At 68.4% G+C, this 15,688-nt stretch carries 11 protein-coding genes; 4 read left to right on the top strand and 7 right to left on the bottom strand.

Translation table 11 applies throughout. From position 1 onward, the window contains the following. The first annotated feature begins 340 nt into the window (after positions 1-340). On the top strand, positions 341-1,954 hold the full coding sequence (gene gshA / locus WJ12_RS15820; protein ID WP_069245727.1) for a glutamate--cysteine ligase: 1,614 nt from the start codon (positions 341-343) through the stop codon (positions 1,952-1,954). 74 nt (positions 1,955-2,028) lie between these two features. Here the strand turns inward: gshA and WJ12_RS15815 are convergent, their stop codons facing one another. Beyond that, positions 2,029-2,340: a DUF4148 domain-containing protein gene (locus WJ12_RS15815; protein WP_034190203.1), complete on the bottom strand. Its 312-nt coding sequence runs from the start codon at positions 2,338-2,340 to the stop codon at positions 2,029-2,031. A 466-nt stretch (positions 2,341-2,806) separates the two neighbouring features. Here WJ12_RS15815 and WJ12_RS15810 point away from each other — a divergent pair, with 466 nt between their 5' ends. Then, positions 2,807-4,447 (top strand): L-lactate permease, encoded by a 1,641-nt coding sequence (locus WJ12_RS15810; protein WP_034190204.1) that lies wholly within the window; start codon positions 2,807-2,809, stop codon positions 4,445-4,447. A 95-nt stretch (positions 4,448-4,542) separates the two neighbouring features. Here the strand turns inward: WJ12_RS15810 and WJ12_RS15805 are convergent, their stop codons facing one another. Next, complete coding sequence (locus WJ12_RS15805) at positions 4,543-5,460, bottom strand: LysR family transcriptional regulator (RefSeq protein WP_034190205.1); 918 nt, start codon at positions 5,458-5,460, stop codon at positions 4,543-4,545. A 230-nt stretch (positions 5,461-5,690) separates the two neighbouring features. On the opposite strand from WJ12_RS15805, the gene WJ12_RS15800 reads away from it, so the two are divergent. Together WJ12_RS15800 and WJ12_RS15795 are read left to right on the top strand one after the other, a co-directional pair. Further along, positions 5,691-7,862 carry a phosphocholine-specific phospholipase C gene (locus WJ12_RS15800; RefSeq protein ID WP_069245726.1) on the top strand — a complete coding sequence of 724 codons (2,172 nt, stop codon included), beginning with the start codon at positions 5,691-5,693 and terminating at the stop codon, positions 7,860-7,862. A gap of 190 nt (positions 7,863-8,052) precedes the next feature. After that, entirely contained in the window at positions 8,053-8,781 is a 729-nt protein-coding gene (locus WJ12_RS15795) for a phosphonate utilization associated transcriptional regulator (RefSeq protein WP_069245725.1), read from the top strand. Between the two features lie 91 nt (positions 8,782-8,872). Here WJ12_RS15795 and WJ12_RS15790 read toward each other — a convergent pair whose 3' ends face one another. The 5 genes from WJ12_RS15790 to WJ12_RS15770 form a co-directional block, all read right to left on the bottom strand. Then, positions 8,873-10,261: an FAD-dependent oxidoreductase gene (locus WJ12_RS15790; RefSeq protein ID WP_069245724.1), complete on the bottom strand. Its 1,389-nt coding sequence runs from the start codon at positions 10,259-10,261 to the stop codon at positions 8,873-8,875. 102 nt (positions 10,262-10,363) lie between these two features. Beyond that, positions 10,364-11,494 (bottom strand): 2-aminoethylphosphonate--pyruvate transaminase, encoded by a 1,131-nt coding sequence (locus tag WJ12_RS15785; protein WP_049031869.1) that lies wholly within the window; start codon positions 11,492-11,494, stop codon positions 10,364-10,366. Positions 11,495-11,541: 47 nt separating this feature from the next. Then, entirely contained in the window at positions 11,542-13,269 is a 1,728-nt protein-coding gene (locus WJ12_RS15780) for a putative 2-aminoethylphosphonate ABC transporter permease subunit (protein WP_059561456.1), read from the bottom strand. After that, a complete protein-coding gene (locus tag WJ12_RS15775; protein WP_059561576.1) occupies positions 13,266-14,357 on the bottom strand; it encodes a putative 2-aminoethylphosphonate ABC transporter ATP-binding protein in 1,092 nt (363 codons plus the stop codon). The genes WJ12_RS15780 and WJ12_RS15775 overlap by 4 nt, the downstream gene beginning before the upstream one ends. Before the next feature lie 106 nt (positions 14,358-14,463). Next, entirely contained in the window at positions 14,464-15,519 is a 1,056-nt protein-coding gene (locus WJ12_RS15770; RefSeq protein WP_034190210.1) for a putative 2-aminoethylphosphonate ABC transporter substrate-binding protein, read from the bottom strand. Positions 15,520-15,688: the final 169 nt, after the last annotated feature.

Here is a 15,688-nt window from a genome sequence, read left to right as displayed (position 1 = left end):
ATCGGCCGGATGTCGCGCGTGCGGATGCCTGCGCACGCGTCGTTTCCCGATCCATTCAGCGGTACGGTTGCACCTGCCGCCACCCGTTCGTCGTTCTCGTTCCGTCCGACGAATGGCGGTGACCGGCGTGCGGATCGGCTTCGTCGCGAACGGGTGACACGGGCCCGGACTGCCGCGCCGGCCCCTCCGATGGCCCGCTCAGGCCCGTGTGCCGTGCCCGGCGCCACCTCAAGCGCGTGTTCCGGCGAGATGTTAAAGTGCCCGCTACCAACGAAGCGACCAACAATCCAGCCGGCCGCGCGCGGCGTTCTGCGCGCGGCCGTCACGCACTTGCGTCTCCATGTCGAACACCATGACTCACCGCCAGTCCGAACTGCTGCTGAAACGCCTCGACGCGCTGAGCTCGGGCCCGACGCGGCAGCATCTGCCCGACGGCCTGCGCGGCATCGAGAAGGAAAGCCTGCGCGTGACGCGCGACGGCATGATCGCGTTCACGCCGCATCCGCGCGCGCTCGGTTCGGCGCTCACGCATCCGGCGCTGACGACCGACTATTCCGAAGCGCTGATCGAACTGATCACGCCCGCCGAGCGCGATGCCGCCATCACGCTCGAACGCCTCGACGACCTGCATCGCTACGTCTATGCGTCGCTCGGCGACGAGCTGCTGTGGAACGACTCGATGCCGGGCCTGCTGCCGGCCGACGACCAGATTCCGATCGCCAACTACGGCACGTCGAACATCGGCCGGCTGAAGACGGTGTACCGGCGCGGCCTCGCGTATCGCTACGGCCGCACGATGCAGTGCATCGCCGGCATCCACTACAACTACTCGCTGCACGAGGAGGTGTGGCGGCGCCTGCATGCGGAAGAAGGCTCGACGGCCACGCTCGTCGATTACCAGTCGGAGCGCTATCTCGCGCAGATCCGCAACTTCCGCCGCCGCAGCTGGTTGCTGATGTACCTGTTCGGCGCATCGCCGGTGCTCGACACGAAGTTCCTGCGCGGCAAGCCGCACAAGCTCGACACGTTCGACGCCGACACGCTGTACCTGCCGTATGCGACGAGCCTGCGGATGAGCGATCTCGGCTACTCGAACACGACGGCCCAGGCCGCGCTGCACGTCGACTACAACACGCTGCCCGGTTATCTCGACGCGCTGTCGAAGGCCGTGAGCGAGCCGTATCCGGCATACGAGGCGATCGGCACGCATCGCGACGGCGAGTGGATCCAGATCAACACGAACGTGCTGCAGATCGAGAACGAGTTCTACTCGACGATCCGTCCGAAGCGCGTCACGTACTCGGGCGAGCGGCCGCTGCATGCGCTCGCGTCGCGCGGCGTGCAGTACATCGAAGTGCGTTGCCTCGACATCGATCCGTTCGAGCCGACCGGCATCGCGCTGGAAACCACGCGCTTCATCGACGCATTCCTGCTCGCGTGCGCGCTGGACGACAGTGCGCCGCTCGACTGCGATGCGTACAAGGAAGCGAACGCGAACTTCGGCAGCGTGACGATGGAAGGCCGCAAGCCGGGGCTCGCGCTCACGCGCGACGGCCAGTCGATCTCGCTGCGGCAGTGGGCCGACGCGCTGATGGCCGATATCGAAACCGTCGGCCGCCGCCTCGACGAGATCCGCGGCGGCGACGAGCACGCACGCGCGATTGCCGCGCAGCGCGAGAAGCTCGCCGATCCGGAACGCACGCCGTCCGCGCGCGTGCTGCGCACGATGCGCGCCAACGGCCAGTCGTTCCTCGCGTTTGCGCTCGCGCAGAGCGAAGCGCATGCCGCGCATTTCCGCGCCCGTCCGCCGTCGGCGGATACGCTGCACACCGAGCAGGCGCTCGCCGCGAAGTCGCTGGCCGAGCAAGCCGAACTCGAAGCGAAGGAGGCCGGATCGTTCGATGCGTTCGTCGCGGCCTATCGCGCCTATACGCTGAACCGCTTCAGCGTCTGACGGTCGCGCGGGCGGCCGGCGCAGCGCGCGCCGCGCCGCCGCGGCGCGATCGTCCGGTTCCTTCCGTCATCGGATCAGTGATGCGCGTACGTGCCGCGATCGATCGCGTGCGGCAGCGCCGGCTTGCCTGATTCCCCGTTCGCCCGGCCGTCGCTGCCGTGACCGGTATCGCCGCCGCGCGCCCGCGCGGCACGCTGCATGATCGCCTGCATGTGCTCCGGAAAGTCGGGACTGCTTGCAAGACTCGTCCGGTAGCCGGCGGCCTGCAATTCAACGAGTTCCTGGCGGACCTGCGCGCGCGTCACCGTCGATGCCGCCTGCGCATGGGCGGCGACGGCCGCGCCGATCAGCAGGAAGGCGCATGCCGCGTGTTGGATCGTCTTCATCGTGTCTGCTCCGAGAGGTTCCGGTGCCGCGCCGTTTCTGGCCCGGCCGGAATCGATGCAGCCAGTCTAGGCGTCGGATGCCGGACGAAACATCCTCGTTGCCGTCAGTCACCTTTGCCGCGCGCGCAACATTGCGCGGTCGACCGCATGACCAGGCTTCCTGTCGAACGCGACAGCCACCCGCCATCCGCCGGTCATCTGGCGGCGCAACGGCCGTATCGGGTCGTCACGCATCGGGCTTGTCCCCCTTGTACAAGCGCCGCGCGCCTCCTAACCTCTTTTAAGCGACCGATCGGTTGGCCATGCAACGTCGTTGCGTGCGCAAGCGCCCGATCGTGGTCGTGACCACAGGACATCGCCTTGTACCGAACCCGGGGCATCGACACGCCAACCCGGGTCGTCAGCGCAAGGCATGGGACCCGAGTAAGCGCTAAAGCGCCAACTCGGGTCGACATCTGGAGACACGATGAACCCGACCGACGCCCTACCGCCCGGCATCGTCTTCGCGCAGCCGCTGACGCCCGTCGCCCACTCGCTGCTGCTGTCGTTTCTCGTCGCCGCGATCCCGATCGCCGTCGCGCTGATCGCGCTCGGCGTGCTGCGCCGCCCGGCGTGGCAGGCGTCGCTCGCCGGGCTCGTCGCGGGCCTCGCGGTCGCGATCGGCGCGTGGGGCATGCCGGCCGGGCTGGCGTTCAACGCGGTCGGCGCCGGCATGGCGCTCGCGGTCGTGCCGGTGATGTGGATCGTCTTCAACGCGCTGCTGCTGTACAACATCGCGGTGAAGTCGGGCCGCTTCGACCAGTTCCGGCAGTGGATGCTCGACAACCTGCCCGACGACCGCCGCCTCGTGCTGCTCGTCGTCGCGTTCTCGTTCGGGTGCCTGCTCGAAGGGATCTCCGGATTCGGCACGCCGGTCGCGATCACGAGCGCGCTGCTGATCGCATTGGGTTTCCCCGCGCTCGAAGCGCTCACCTATACGCTGCTGTTCAACACGGCGCCGGTCGCGTTCGGCGCGCTCGGCGTGCCGATCACCGTGCTCGGCGCGGTCACGTCGCTGCCGCCCGCGACGCTCGCGCAGATGGTCGGCCGCCAGCTGCCGTTCTTCGCGCTGCTGCTGCCGTTCTACGTGGTCGGCGCGTACGGCGGGCTGCGCTCGATTTCGAAGCTGTGGCCGGCGCTGCTCGTGTCGGGCGGCAGTTTCGCGCTCGCGCAGTTCGTCACGTCGAATTTCCTCGGCTACCAGCTCACCGACGTGCTGTCGTCGCTCACGTCGCTGATCGTGACGATCGGCTTCCTGCAGGTGTGGAAGCCGCAGCCCGATCCGCAATACGCGCTCGCGCGCAGCGTGCCGGCAGCGGCCGGCGCCGCGCGCGCGGGCTTCGGCGGCTGGCTGCCGTGGCTCGTCGTGTCGGTGGTCGTGATCGTGTGGGTGCACGCGAACATCGCGGCGATCGGCGACGTGAAGATCAAGTGGCCGGGCCTGCACAACGCGGTGTTCGTGTCGCTGTATCACAAGCCGTATGCGGCGATCTGGGACTTCCAGCCGCTCGGCACGGGTACCGCGATCCTGGTGTCGGCGCTCATCACGGCCGCGCTGACGCGCACCGGCCCCGGGGCGTTCGTCGAATGCGTGGTGAAGACGTGGCGGCAGACCTGGATCGCGATCGTCACGGTGATGATGATCGTCGGCCTCGCCTACCTGCTGAACTACTCGGGCATCAGCTACACGCTCGGCACCGGCGTCGCGTCGACGGGCGCGTTGTTCCCGCTGGTGTCCGCGTCGCTCGGCTGGATCGCCGTGTTCCTGTCGGGCAGCGACACGTCGGGCAACGCGCTGTTCGGCAACCTGCAGGTCGTGGCCGCCCGGCAGCTGGGCCTCGATCCGGTGCTGATGGCCGCGACCAACTCGTCGGGCGGCGTGATGGGCAAGATGATCTCGCCGCAGAACATCGCGACGGGCGTATCGACGACGGACCTGAAAGGGCAGGAAGGTGTCGTGTTTGCGCGCACCTTCTGGCACAGCGTGATTCTCACGCTGCTGCTCGGCGTGCTGGTGTTCCTGCAGCAGCACGTGCTGACGTGGATGATTCCGGCACTGCCGAAATGAGGTGAGCGCAACGACGGAAGGAAGGCACGAGGCAACACGAGGGAAGGCGCGGGAACAGCGCCGGTCAAGTGCGGAACCGGCGAGCGCGCGGCAGCTCAGCGCGCGTTCGCCCGCCGCGCCGTGCGTCCGGTTTCGTCCGCCGCGGCCGGCTTGCCGCCGTCCGGCAGGATGCACGCGAGGAACGCGTCGATCGCCGGGCTCTGGCGGCGCGCCTTCAGGTAGTACACGTATTCGTCGATCGTCGTTTCGGCGCCGCGCAGCGCGATCACGCGCAGGTCAGGATGGCGTTCGGCCTCGCCGAGCGGAAACAGGCTGCCGCCCACGCCGTGCAGGATCGCCTCGCGGATCGCTTCGCGGCTGCCGATCTCGGCAACCGACACGGCCGCGACACCGGCCGCCGCCAGGATCGTCTCCGTGCAGCGGCGCGTGACCGAACCTTCCTCGCGGATCAGCAGCCGCACGTCGGCGAGTCGAGCCGGATCGATCGCATCGAACCGCGCGAGCGGATGGTTGCGGTGCACGACGAGCACGAGCGGATCGGTCGAGATCACCTTGCGTTCGAGGCCGTCGGCATCGTTGCGCTGCGACGAGACGGCGAGGTCGATGCGGAATTCCTGCAGCGCCTGCAGGATTTCATCGGAGTTGCCGATCCGGCACGTGAGCGCGATCGACGGATGCGCGTGCGAGAAGCGGCCGACCGCATCCATGATGTAGTACGGGCCCGTTGCGCCGATCCGCAGGTGGCCTTCGAACAGGCCGCCGACGTTGCGCAGCATGATGTCGGCCTGCGCCTCGAGCGCGATCATCTGCTCGACGAGCGGCAGCAGCTCGATGCCGGTCTCGGTCACCTCGAGCTTGCGGCCGCTGCGGTAGAACAGCTCGACGCCGTACACCTGCTCGACCTGCCGGATCTGCGCGGCGATCGTCGGCTGGCTCACGCCCAGATGGCGTGCGGCGCGCGTGATGCTGCCCTGCCGGACGGTCGCGTGGAACGCCTTCAGCTGATCGAACACGACTCGGCTTCTCCCCCCTCTTCATCGCGCGTCAGCGTAGCGCACGCGTGTGTCGGCCGCATGAAAGGCGCGTCGTGCGCCGCTTCGAAAAAAACCTGTGGGTCACCCAAAGAATCCTGCGGTAACCGGTCATGGCCGGGACACGCCGGTGCGGGGTAATGGCGGGTAACACACCGATCGCCGGCCCCGCTCGACCGGCCCTCACTCCTACCGACAACAGGGTTCCCTTCATGTCCTCGAACAATCGACGCGATTTCCTGCGCCTTGCCGCGCAGTCGGCCGGCGCGATGGCCGCCTATGCGGGCTTTCCGCCCGCGATCCGCAACGCGCTGGCGATGCCGGCCGCCTATCGCACGGGCACGATCCGCGACGTCGAACACGTCGTGATCTTCATGCAGGAAAACCGTTCGTTCGACCATTACTTCGGCGGGCTGCGCGGCGTGCGCGGCTTCGACGATCCGCGCCCGCACCTGCTGCCGAGCGGTGCGCCGGTATGGCAGCAGCCGCCGGCGTCGGTGTTCACGAAGAACTACCATTCGCGCGGCCTCGATCCGTCGGCGCCGTACGTGCTGCCGTTCTACCTCGATCCGAAGCAGACGACCGAATTCCAGCCGGGCACCAACCACGGCTGGAGCAGCGGCCACCTGTCCTGGAACAACGGCCAGTGGGACCAATGGGTGAACCAGAAGCAGGACGTGCTGACGATGGGCTACCTGAAGCGCCAGGATCTCACGTACCACTACGCGCTGGCCGATGCATTCACGATCTGCGATTCGTACTTCTGCTCCGCGCACGCGGACACCGCGCCGAACCGCATCTACCTGTGGACCGGCACGGTCGACCCGCGCAACGTCTACGGCAACCCGCCGAACGGCCCGGGCATCGGCGAGCGCGACGACGTGAACGGCTACACGTGGACGACCTACGCCGAGCGCCTCGAGAACGCGAAGATCAGCTGGAAGGTGTACCAGGGCGGCACGGGCATCCCGGGCGACCCGACCGACAACTACACCGACAATTCGCTGATGTTCTTCAAGAAGTTCCAGGTGAAGGAAGGCGCGAGCGGCCCGCTGGTCGACAAGGGCGCATCGGACCACACGCTCGCCGAGCTGAAGGCCGACGTGCAGGCGAACCGGCTGCCGCAGGTGTCGTGGATCGTGTCGCCGTACAAGTACAGCGAGCACCCGCAGGCGTCGCCGACCGACGGCGCGTTCTACATCAACATGGTGCTCGAGGCGCTGACGTCGAACCCGGAGGTGTGGGCGAAGACGGTGTTCATCCTGAACTACGACGAGAACGACGGGCTGTTCGACCACGTCGTGCCGCCGGTGCCGCCGGTCACGAGCGGCATGGGCGGCCAGGGCATCGTGTCGTCGAACCTGCTGTCGAACCTCGGCGACGAGCTGCTCGACCTGAACCAGTACCCGGGCGAAATGAGCCCGCTCGTGCCGGGCGCCGACCCGGGCGGCATCCAGCCGATCGGCCTCGGGCCGCGCGTGCCGCTGATCATCATCTCGCCGTGGACGAAGGGCGGCTGGGTCTGCTCGGAAACGTTCGACCACACGTCGGTGCTGCGTTTCCTCGAAGCGCGTTTCGGCGTGAAGGAGCCGAACATCAGCGCATGGCGCCGGTCGATCTGCGGCGATCTCACGTCGGCGTTCGACTTCTCCGCGCGACCCGACACGCGCACGGTGAGCTTCACGGTGCCGCAGCACATCGCGACGGCCGGCCAGGCGTACCAGGTGCCCGCCCGGCAGTCGATGCCGGCGCAGGAGCCCGGCACGCGTCCGGCGCGGGCGCTGCCGTACGAGCTGTTCGTGCATGCCCACGTGCATGGCCGCGACGACAGCGTGTCGCTCGACTTCGCGAACGCCGGTGACGCGGGCGCCGCGTTCTACGTGTACGACCGCCGCAACCCGGCGACGCCGCCGCGCCGCTACGCGGTGTCCGCGCACGACCGCTTCGCCGATACGTGGAGCACGTCGGCCGCGCGCGGCGAGTACCATCTCGCCGCCTACGGCCCGAACGGCTATCTGTGCGAGTTCCAGGGCAACACGCGGCTCGCCGCGGACGGCCGCCACGCGAACCCCGAGGCGAAGATCGGCTACGACGTGCGCAACCGCCACGTGTACCTGCAGCTGCGCAACAGCGGCCGCGCGACGTGCCGCGTGACGGTCGACAACGCATACGGGCATGCGCCTGCGCGGACCTACACGCTGGAGCCGGGCGAGCGCATCGAGGATCACTTCGCGCTGTCGTCGAGCCACGGCTGGTACGATCTGACGATCACCGCGACGACGCTGCGCGGCGGCGACGACAAGGTCGTGCGCCGCTTCGCGGGCCACGTCGAAACGGGCCGGCCGAGCCAGAGCGATCCGGGGCCGGTGAAGCGCACGGCCTGACGGCCGGAGGTCGCGCGGCCGGGCAGGTTCGGCCGCCGCGTGCGCGCCGCCTGCCGGGCGTGTTCCGGCAGGCGGCATGGATTTTTGGAAACTGAAAACTGTTGACAATGTGTCGGACCGAGGGTATACAAGGATCATTCGCCGATAGGGCGCCCTCGTTTTCACCCGCAGCTCCGCTGCCTGTCCGACCATGACTTCCCCGAACGCGCTCAGCGCCATCGAACTCCTGCAAAGCCAGTCGCTCGCGATGATCGTCCAGGACATGCTCGAGCGCGCGATCGTTTCCGGCGAATACGCGCCCGGCGAAAAGCTCAACGAAGTCGACATCGCGACCAGGCTGAACGTGTCGCGCGGCCCCGTGCGCGAAGCGTTTCGTGCGCTGGAGCAGGCCGGCCTGCTGCGCAACGAGAAGAACCGCGGCGTGACGGTGCGCGTCGTGCCGCTGCGCGAGGCCGAGGAGATCTATGAAGTGCGCGCGATGCTCGACGAGTCGGTCGCGCGCGCGCTCGCGACGCGCATCTCGCCCGACACGCTGAAGGTGCTGAAGGGCATCATCCAGTCGATGAAGGACGCCGCGAAGACGCACGACGTCACGCGCTATACCGAGCTGAACGTGCAGTTCCACGATGCGATGGTGGTCGGCGTCGGCAATACGCACCTCACCGACACCTACCGCCGGCTGGTGCGCCAGCTCGGCCTGCTGCGCCAAGCCGCGATCGAGGCCGAGGAGGACGCGATCGCCGTGTCCGCGGCCGAGCACGACAAGATCGTGCAGGCGCTCGCGGCCGGCGACGCCGAGCAGGCCGTCGCGCTCGTGCGCGAGCACGTCGCGCACGGCCTCGCGCGGATGCGCCGGACGCACGAGCAGGGGCTGCCGGCCGCGGGCAAGGCGGCGCGGGATAAAACCGCGCGCGCATGAGCGTCGGCGGCGCCCGCGCGGGCTGCCGCACACACACAAAGGGACGCTGCGCAGCGTCCCTTTTTCGTTGCGTCGTCAGGTCGACGCGTCGTCACACCTTGTCGGCCTTGCCGGCCGCGCTCGCAAACTTCGCGAGCCACGTATCGACAGCCGATGGCTGCCGGCTTTCGTCCTCCGCACGCTCCTTGCGACGGATCGCATTGCGCACGACGTGCGCGCCGACGTAACGGATCGGCTCCGGCGGGAAATGGCCGAGCGGGCCGCGCGCGATCGGACTGCGCGTCCATGCGTTGTCGAGGCCGAGCACGAGCGACGACAGGATCTGCCCGCCCATGTAGGTCGGCCCGACGCCGTTGCCCGAATAGCCGAAGCCGTAGAACACGTTCGGCGCGTCGTCGAGGCGGCCGAAGAACGGGAAGCCCGTGACCGAACGATCCGACGGGCCGTTCCAGCTCGCGGTGACCGGCACGCCGGCGAGCGACGGGAAGAATTCGCGCAGGCTGTGCGTGAGTTGCGCCTCGTACGGCGAGCGCCGGTCGAACACCGGCGCGATGCGGCTGCGCCACGAGAATGTGTTGCCGCCCTTGCCGAGCATCAGCCGCCCGTCGGCCGTCGTGCGGTAGTAGTAGACGAAGATCCGCGAATCGAGCACCGACACGCCGTCCACGAGGCCGGTCTTCTCGAGCAGTTCCGGGCATTTCTCGGTGATCACCATGTCGCTCGACACGACCGCGATCGTGCGCTCGAACTGCGGAAAGCGGCTCGCCATCCACGCGTTGATCGCGAACACGAGCGTGCCCGCCGTGACGCTGCCGGACGGCGTGCGCACGACGGCCGGCTGCCCGGGCGTGAAGTCGAGCATCGGCGTGCGCTCGTAGATCCGGATGCCCATCGCGCGCGCGACGCGGCGCAGCCCGCGCACGAGCTTGCCGGGATGCACGGTCGCGGCGATCGGCGAGTAGACGCCGTCGATGTTGCGCGCGGAGCCCGAGCGGCGCGCGACCTCCGTGGGCGGCAGCGGTTCGTAGCTGTGGATGCCGGCTGCGGCGAGCGCGTCGAGCACCGGCGCGAGCGTGCCGACCTGCGCGCGCGACGTCGCGGTGTACAGCGTGCCGTCGAGCCGCAGTTCCGCGTCGATGGCGTGCGCGCGGCAGAAATCGGCGATGTGCTGCACGGCCGCTTCGGATGCCTTCACGAGCCGGATTGCCTCGGCTTCGCCGAACAGGCGCCGTAGCGTCAGGAATTTCGCGGACCACGTGAGCAGGCAGCCGCCGTTGCGTCCGCTCGCGCCGGCGCCGCACAGGTCGGCCTCGAGGATCGCGATGTCGAGCGCGGGGTTCTGCTGCTTCGCCTGGATCGCGGTCCAGAGTCCCGTGAAGCCGCCGCCGACGATGCACACGTCGGCCTGCGTCGCGCCTTGCAGCGCGGGGGCGAGATCGCCGTCGTTGAACAGCGCTTGTTCGATCCAGAAGGGTCGCATCGGATGGTTCGTCAATAAGGGTCGAGGCACGTGCCGCGCACGGCCGGGAAACGGGCGGCCGCAGGCGCGTACGCACGCGGCCGGCTGCGTCGCGCTGCGTCGTTAAGCCGCCGCCGCGGCCGAGACGCGGCGCACGCCCATCGCGCGCAGCGTGTCGGCGATCGCGGCGACGGCGCCTGGAATTCCGGCTTCGCCGAAGTGGCCGATACAGCCGACGCGGAACGTCTCGACTTCGGTCAGCTTGCCCGGATACAGAATGTAGCCGCGCTTTTTGACCTCCTGATAAAACCGCTTGAAGTCGTAGTTCGGGTCGTCCGGCGCATGGAACGTGACGATGATCGGCGCCTGGATCGCCGGATCCAGGAACGGCCGGAAGCCGAGCGCGAGCATCCCGTCGAGCAGCGCGCGCGTGTTGCGCTGGTAGCGGCCGCCGCGCGCGGCGAGCCCGCCTTCGTCGACGTATTGCGCGACGGCCGCGTCGAGTGCCGCGACCACGTGCGTCGGCGGCGTGAAGCGCCATTGCGTCGTGCGCCGCATGTAGACCCACTGGTCGTGCAGGTCCATCGCGAGCGAATGGCTGTTGCCTTCGCAGCGTTCGAGCGTGCTGCGCTTCGCGATCACGAAGCCGAGCCCCGGCACGCCTTCGAGGCATTTGCCGGACGCCGCGATCACCGCATCGAACGGCGTCGTGCGCGCATCGATGTCGATCGCGCCGAACGAGCTCATCGCATCGACGATCAGCGCGCGCCCGTGCTGCGCGACGACCTGCGCGATCTCGTGCAGCGGGTTCAGCACGCCGGCGCCGGTCTCGCAGTGGACGAGCGCGACGTGCGTGATGGTCGGATCGGCGGCGAGCGCGCGCTCGACGTCGGCCGGATCGACGCGGCGATCCTCGCGGTAGTCGATCGTCGTCAGCCGGCGGCCGAGCACGCGGCAGATCTTCGCGATGCGCTGGCAATACGCGCCGTTGTTCGGCACGAGCACGTGGCCGTCGCGCGGCACGAGCGTACCGATGGCCGCTTCGACCGAGAACGTGCCGCTGCCTTGCAGCGGCACGCATTCGTGCGTGCCTGCGCCGTGCACGATCCGCAGCAGGCGTTCGCGCAGCCGCGCGGTGATCGCGTTGAAGTCGCTGTCCCACGAACCCCAGTCGCGCAGCATCGCGTCGCGCGTGGTGTCGGAGGTCGTCAGGGGGCCGGGGGTGAGCAGGATCGGCTGGGCGGCGAGCGTCATGGTGTCTCCTTGATGAAGTCGGGACGTCACGTGAATGCGGCGGGAAATCAACGGCGATGCGGGTTGCGCCACGCCTGCGTGCGGCGCAGCAGGCGGTGCGAGATGCAGGCGAACAGCACGCACGCGAACGAGGAGGTCGCGAGCACGAGCGTGGCCATCGCCGCGGCCGGGCCCATCTGGCCCGCGTCGTCGAGGTTCAGGATCGCGACCGACGCGGGCTGCGTGTCCGGCGAGTACAGGAACGCGACGGCCGAGACCGTCGTCATCCCGTTGACGAACAGGTAGCGCGCGATCAGCAGGATCGCGGGCAGGCACACGGGCACCGTCACGCGCAGGAAGGTCTTGTAGAACGGCACCTTCAGCGATGCGGACACGGCCTCGAACTCGCTGTCGATCTGCCGGAGTGCGGTGACGGCGGTGAGGTGGCTCGACGCGTAGTAGTGGACGACCGTGACGATCGCGAGCAGCCACAGCGACCCGTACAGCCCGTTCAGCGGATTGCCGGGCGCGTTGAACAGAAAGATGTAGCTGATGCCGAGCACGAGCCCCGGCACGCCCATCGGCAGGATCGCGCACAGGCTGATGAAGCCGCGCAGCCAGCGCGCGCCGCGCGTCTTCTCGATCAGGTAGGCGCCGCCGAACACGACGATCGTGCCGCCGATCGCCACGGTCGCGGCCATCCGCAGGCTGTTCTGGTACGCATCGAAGATGCCGGCCGCGATCAGCCCCATCCGGTAGTGCTGCAGCCCGAGGCTCATCTGGTACGGCCAGAACTTCACGAACGACGCGAACACCGAGATGCCGACCACCGCGATGAAGAAAGCGCACACGAGCGCGCAATACGCGAGCATCGCGGCGTCGAAGCCGCGCGACGGTTTCGGCTGGTACGGCGTCGAGCGTGCGCCGAGCTGCGACTGCTGGCGGCGGCGGATGAAGAAATCGACGCCGAACGCGACGAGTGCCGGGCACAGCAGCATCAGGCTCACGACCGCGCTGCGGTTGAAGTCCTGCAGCCCGATGATCAGCTTGTAGATGTCGGTCGACAGTACGTTGTACGAGCCGCCGATCACGACCGGCACGCCGAAGTCGTTGATGCACATCGTGAACGCGACCATCGTCGCGCTGATCAGCCCGTACTTCGCGCCGGGCAGCGTGATCGTGAAGAACTTGCGGATGCGGCGCGTGCCCATGGCGTCGGCGGCCTCGTAGAGCCGGCCGTCCGCGAGCGACAGCGCGGTGACGAGGATCATCAGCACGTGCGGGAACGACGCGTACACCATGCTCAGCACGATGCCCGGCAGCCCGTAGATCGAATGGCCGTGCAGCAGCGGCTTCAGCAGCCCCGCGTTGCCGAACCAGTAGATGAACGACACGGCCGACAGCAGCGTCGGCGCGAGCAGCGGCAGCAGCGCGATCGTGCGCGCGGCGTTCTTCAGCGGCATGCACGAGCGCGTCAGCGCATACGCGAACGTGAACGCCATCGGCACGACGATCATCGTGACGAGCGCGCCGACCGTCAGCGAGTGCAGCATCGAGCGCAGCACGCCGCTGTCCTCGATGTATTCGACGAAGTTGTGCGCGCCGACGAAACGCCCGTCCGCGTCGACGAAGCATTTCTGCACGACGAGCGCGAGCGGCAGCAGCAGGAACAGCGACATCAGCGCGGCCATCGCGACGAGCGCGAGCTGCGCGAGGCGGTCGTGCCAGTGCGTGATCTGCCGCACGTCGGCGGGGGCGGCGGCGCCGCGGCGGCGCTCGGTCAGGACGGTGCTCATTGCAGTCGCTCCTTCGCGCACGGGAACACGCGGACATGCTCGCGATCGAGCGCGAGGTCGATGCGCGCGCCGGCCTGCACGCCGGTGCGGTCGACGTCGTGATACGACAGGTCGGCGACGATCTCCTGGCCGTCGAGCCCGTCGATCCGGAAGCTCACGCGGCAGAACGCGCCGAGGAATTCGAGCTTCTCGACGCGGCCGGCCAGCACGTTGTCGGCCGTCTCGCCCGGTACGCGGATCCGCAGGTCTTCCGGCCGCACGTAGACCGACACCGCCGCGCCTGGCGCGGGGCGGGCCGTGCCATGACGGCAGTCGAGGCCGACCGCGCCCGCGCGCAGCGTGCCGTCCCGCGCGACTTCGGCGGGAATCGTGTTGACCCGGCCGATGAAATCCGCGACGAACGGCGAGGCGGGCTGCCGGTAGATTTCGAGCGGCGTGCCGATCTGCTCGATCACGCCGTGGTTCATCACGACGATGCGGTCGGCCATCGACAGCGCTTCTTCCTGGTCGTGCGTGACCATGATCGTCGTCACGCCGAGCCGTTGCTGCAGCGCGCGGATTTCCTGGCGCAGCCGCACCCGCACGCGCGCGTCGAGCGCGGACAGCGGCTCGTCGAGCAGCAGCAGGCCCGGGGACGTCGCGAGCGCGCGCGCCAGCGCGATCCGCTGCTGCTGGCCGCCGGACAGCTGGCCGGGATGCTTGCGATGGCTGTCGGGCAGGCCGACCAGCGCGAGCAGCGTGTGCACGCGCGCGTGGATCGCGTCGCGCTTCATCTTCCGGTTCACGAGCCCGTACGCGACGTTGTCGTACACGGTGAGGTTCGGGAACAGCGCGTACGACTGGAACACGATGCCGTAGTCGCGCAGTTGCGGCGGCAGCCGCGAGATGTCGCGGCCGTCCTGCATGATCTGGCCGGCGTTCTGCGTCTCGAGCCCCGCGATGATCCGCAGCAGCGTGGTCTTTCCGCAGCCCGACGGCCCAAGGAAGCAGATCATTTCGCCCTTCATCACGCTCAGGTTGATGTCGGTGAGGACCTGCGTGTCGTTGTACCGCTTCTCGATGCGTTCTACGCTCAGATAAGGTGCCATGCGCGCCTCCATGCTGGGGCGGCCCGGGGGCCGGATTCGACGAGGGGAAGGGGCACGGGGCGGCGCGCTGCGCGGCCCCGCTGCCGGTCGCGGCGTGCTGGCCGCGTTATTGCTGGGCCTTCGCCCCGTAGCGCTTCTGCCACGTATCGAGGATCGACTGGCGGTTCTTCGCCGACCACACGAAATCGTTCTTCACGAGCAGGTCCGCGTAGTTGTCGGGGATGCCGGCCAGCTTGCGCGCGACGCCCGGATACGCGACGATCGCCCACCAGTGCGCGGTGATCTGGTTCGCATCCTTGCTCGCCATGAAGTCGGCGAGCTTCTTCGCCGCCTCGGGCTGCTTCGTCGTCTTCATGATCGCCGTGCCTTCCATGTCCCAGCCGAGCCCTTCCTTCGGGAACACGAGGTCGATCGGCGCGCCCTGCGACTGCAGTTCGTGGCCGCGGAACTCGAACGAGATGCCGATCGGGAATTCGCCGGTGCCGGCGAGCGTGCACGGCTTCGAGCCCGAGTGGACGTACTGCGCGACGTTCTTGTCGAGCGCGTCCATGAATTTCCAGCCTTTGTCGTCGCCGAAGGTCTGCAGCCATGCGGTCACGTCGAGGTAGCCGGTGCCCGACGACACGGGGCTCGGCATCACGATCGCGCCTTTGTAGACCGGCTTCGTCAGGTCTTCCCACGACGTCGGTTTCGGGATGTTCTTCGCCTGCGCGGCGACGCGGTTGTAGCAGATCGTCGCGCCCCACACGTCCATGCCGACCCAGTGCGGCGGGTTGTTCGCGTCGCTGTACTTGCGCGTGAGCTGGTCGAAGCCCTTCGGCGCGTACGGCATCAGCATGCCCTGCAGGTCGAGCAGCGTGAGGCTCGACGCGGCGAGGCCGAGCACGACGTCCGCGCGCGGGTTGTTCTTTTCCGCGAGCAGCTTCGCGGTGACCGAGCCGGTCGAGTCGCGCACCCAGCGGATCTCGATGTCGGGGTTCGCTTTCTCGAACGCGTCCTTGTAGGGCTTCATCGCCTCGTCTTCCAGTGCGGTGTAGACGAGCAGCGACGTCCTCGCGTGCGCCGCCTGCGCGACGCCGAGCGCGACCGCCGCGGCCAGCGCGAGGCGGGCCGCGCCCGTCGCCCATGCATTCAAACGCTTGTTTACCGGCACTTCGTTCATCTTCAGACCCCTTGACTGTGGCGCCGCGGCACACGGCGGATGAGTGGAGACCAGCCCTCTTGCTGCTGCGTTGTTTTGCTTTCTGTTCTCTGCATGTTGTTGACAATCTACAAATCATCCATTTTAATGTCAAGCATGGAAAACACCTCCCTTCGGCGCGGCGCGGGCG

Origin of the sequence: Burkholderia seminalis, assembly GCF_001718535.1 — a bacterium.
In the GTDB taxonomy this organism is placed as follows: domain Bacteria; phylum Pseudomonadota; class Gammaproteobacteria; order Burkholderiales; family Burkholderiaceae; genus Burkholderia; species Burkholderia seminalis.
The sequence above is the reverse complement of the archived record's forward strand: the minus strand, read 5'-3'. Positions and strand labels throughout refer to the sequence as shown.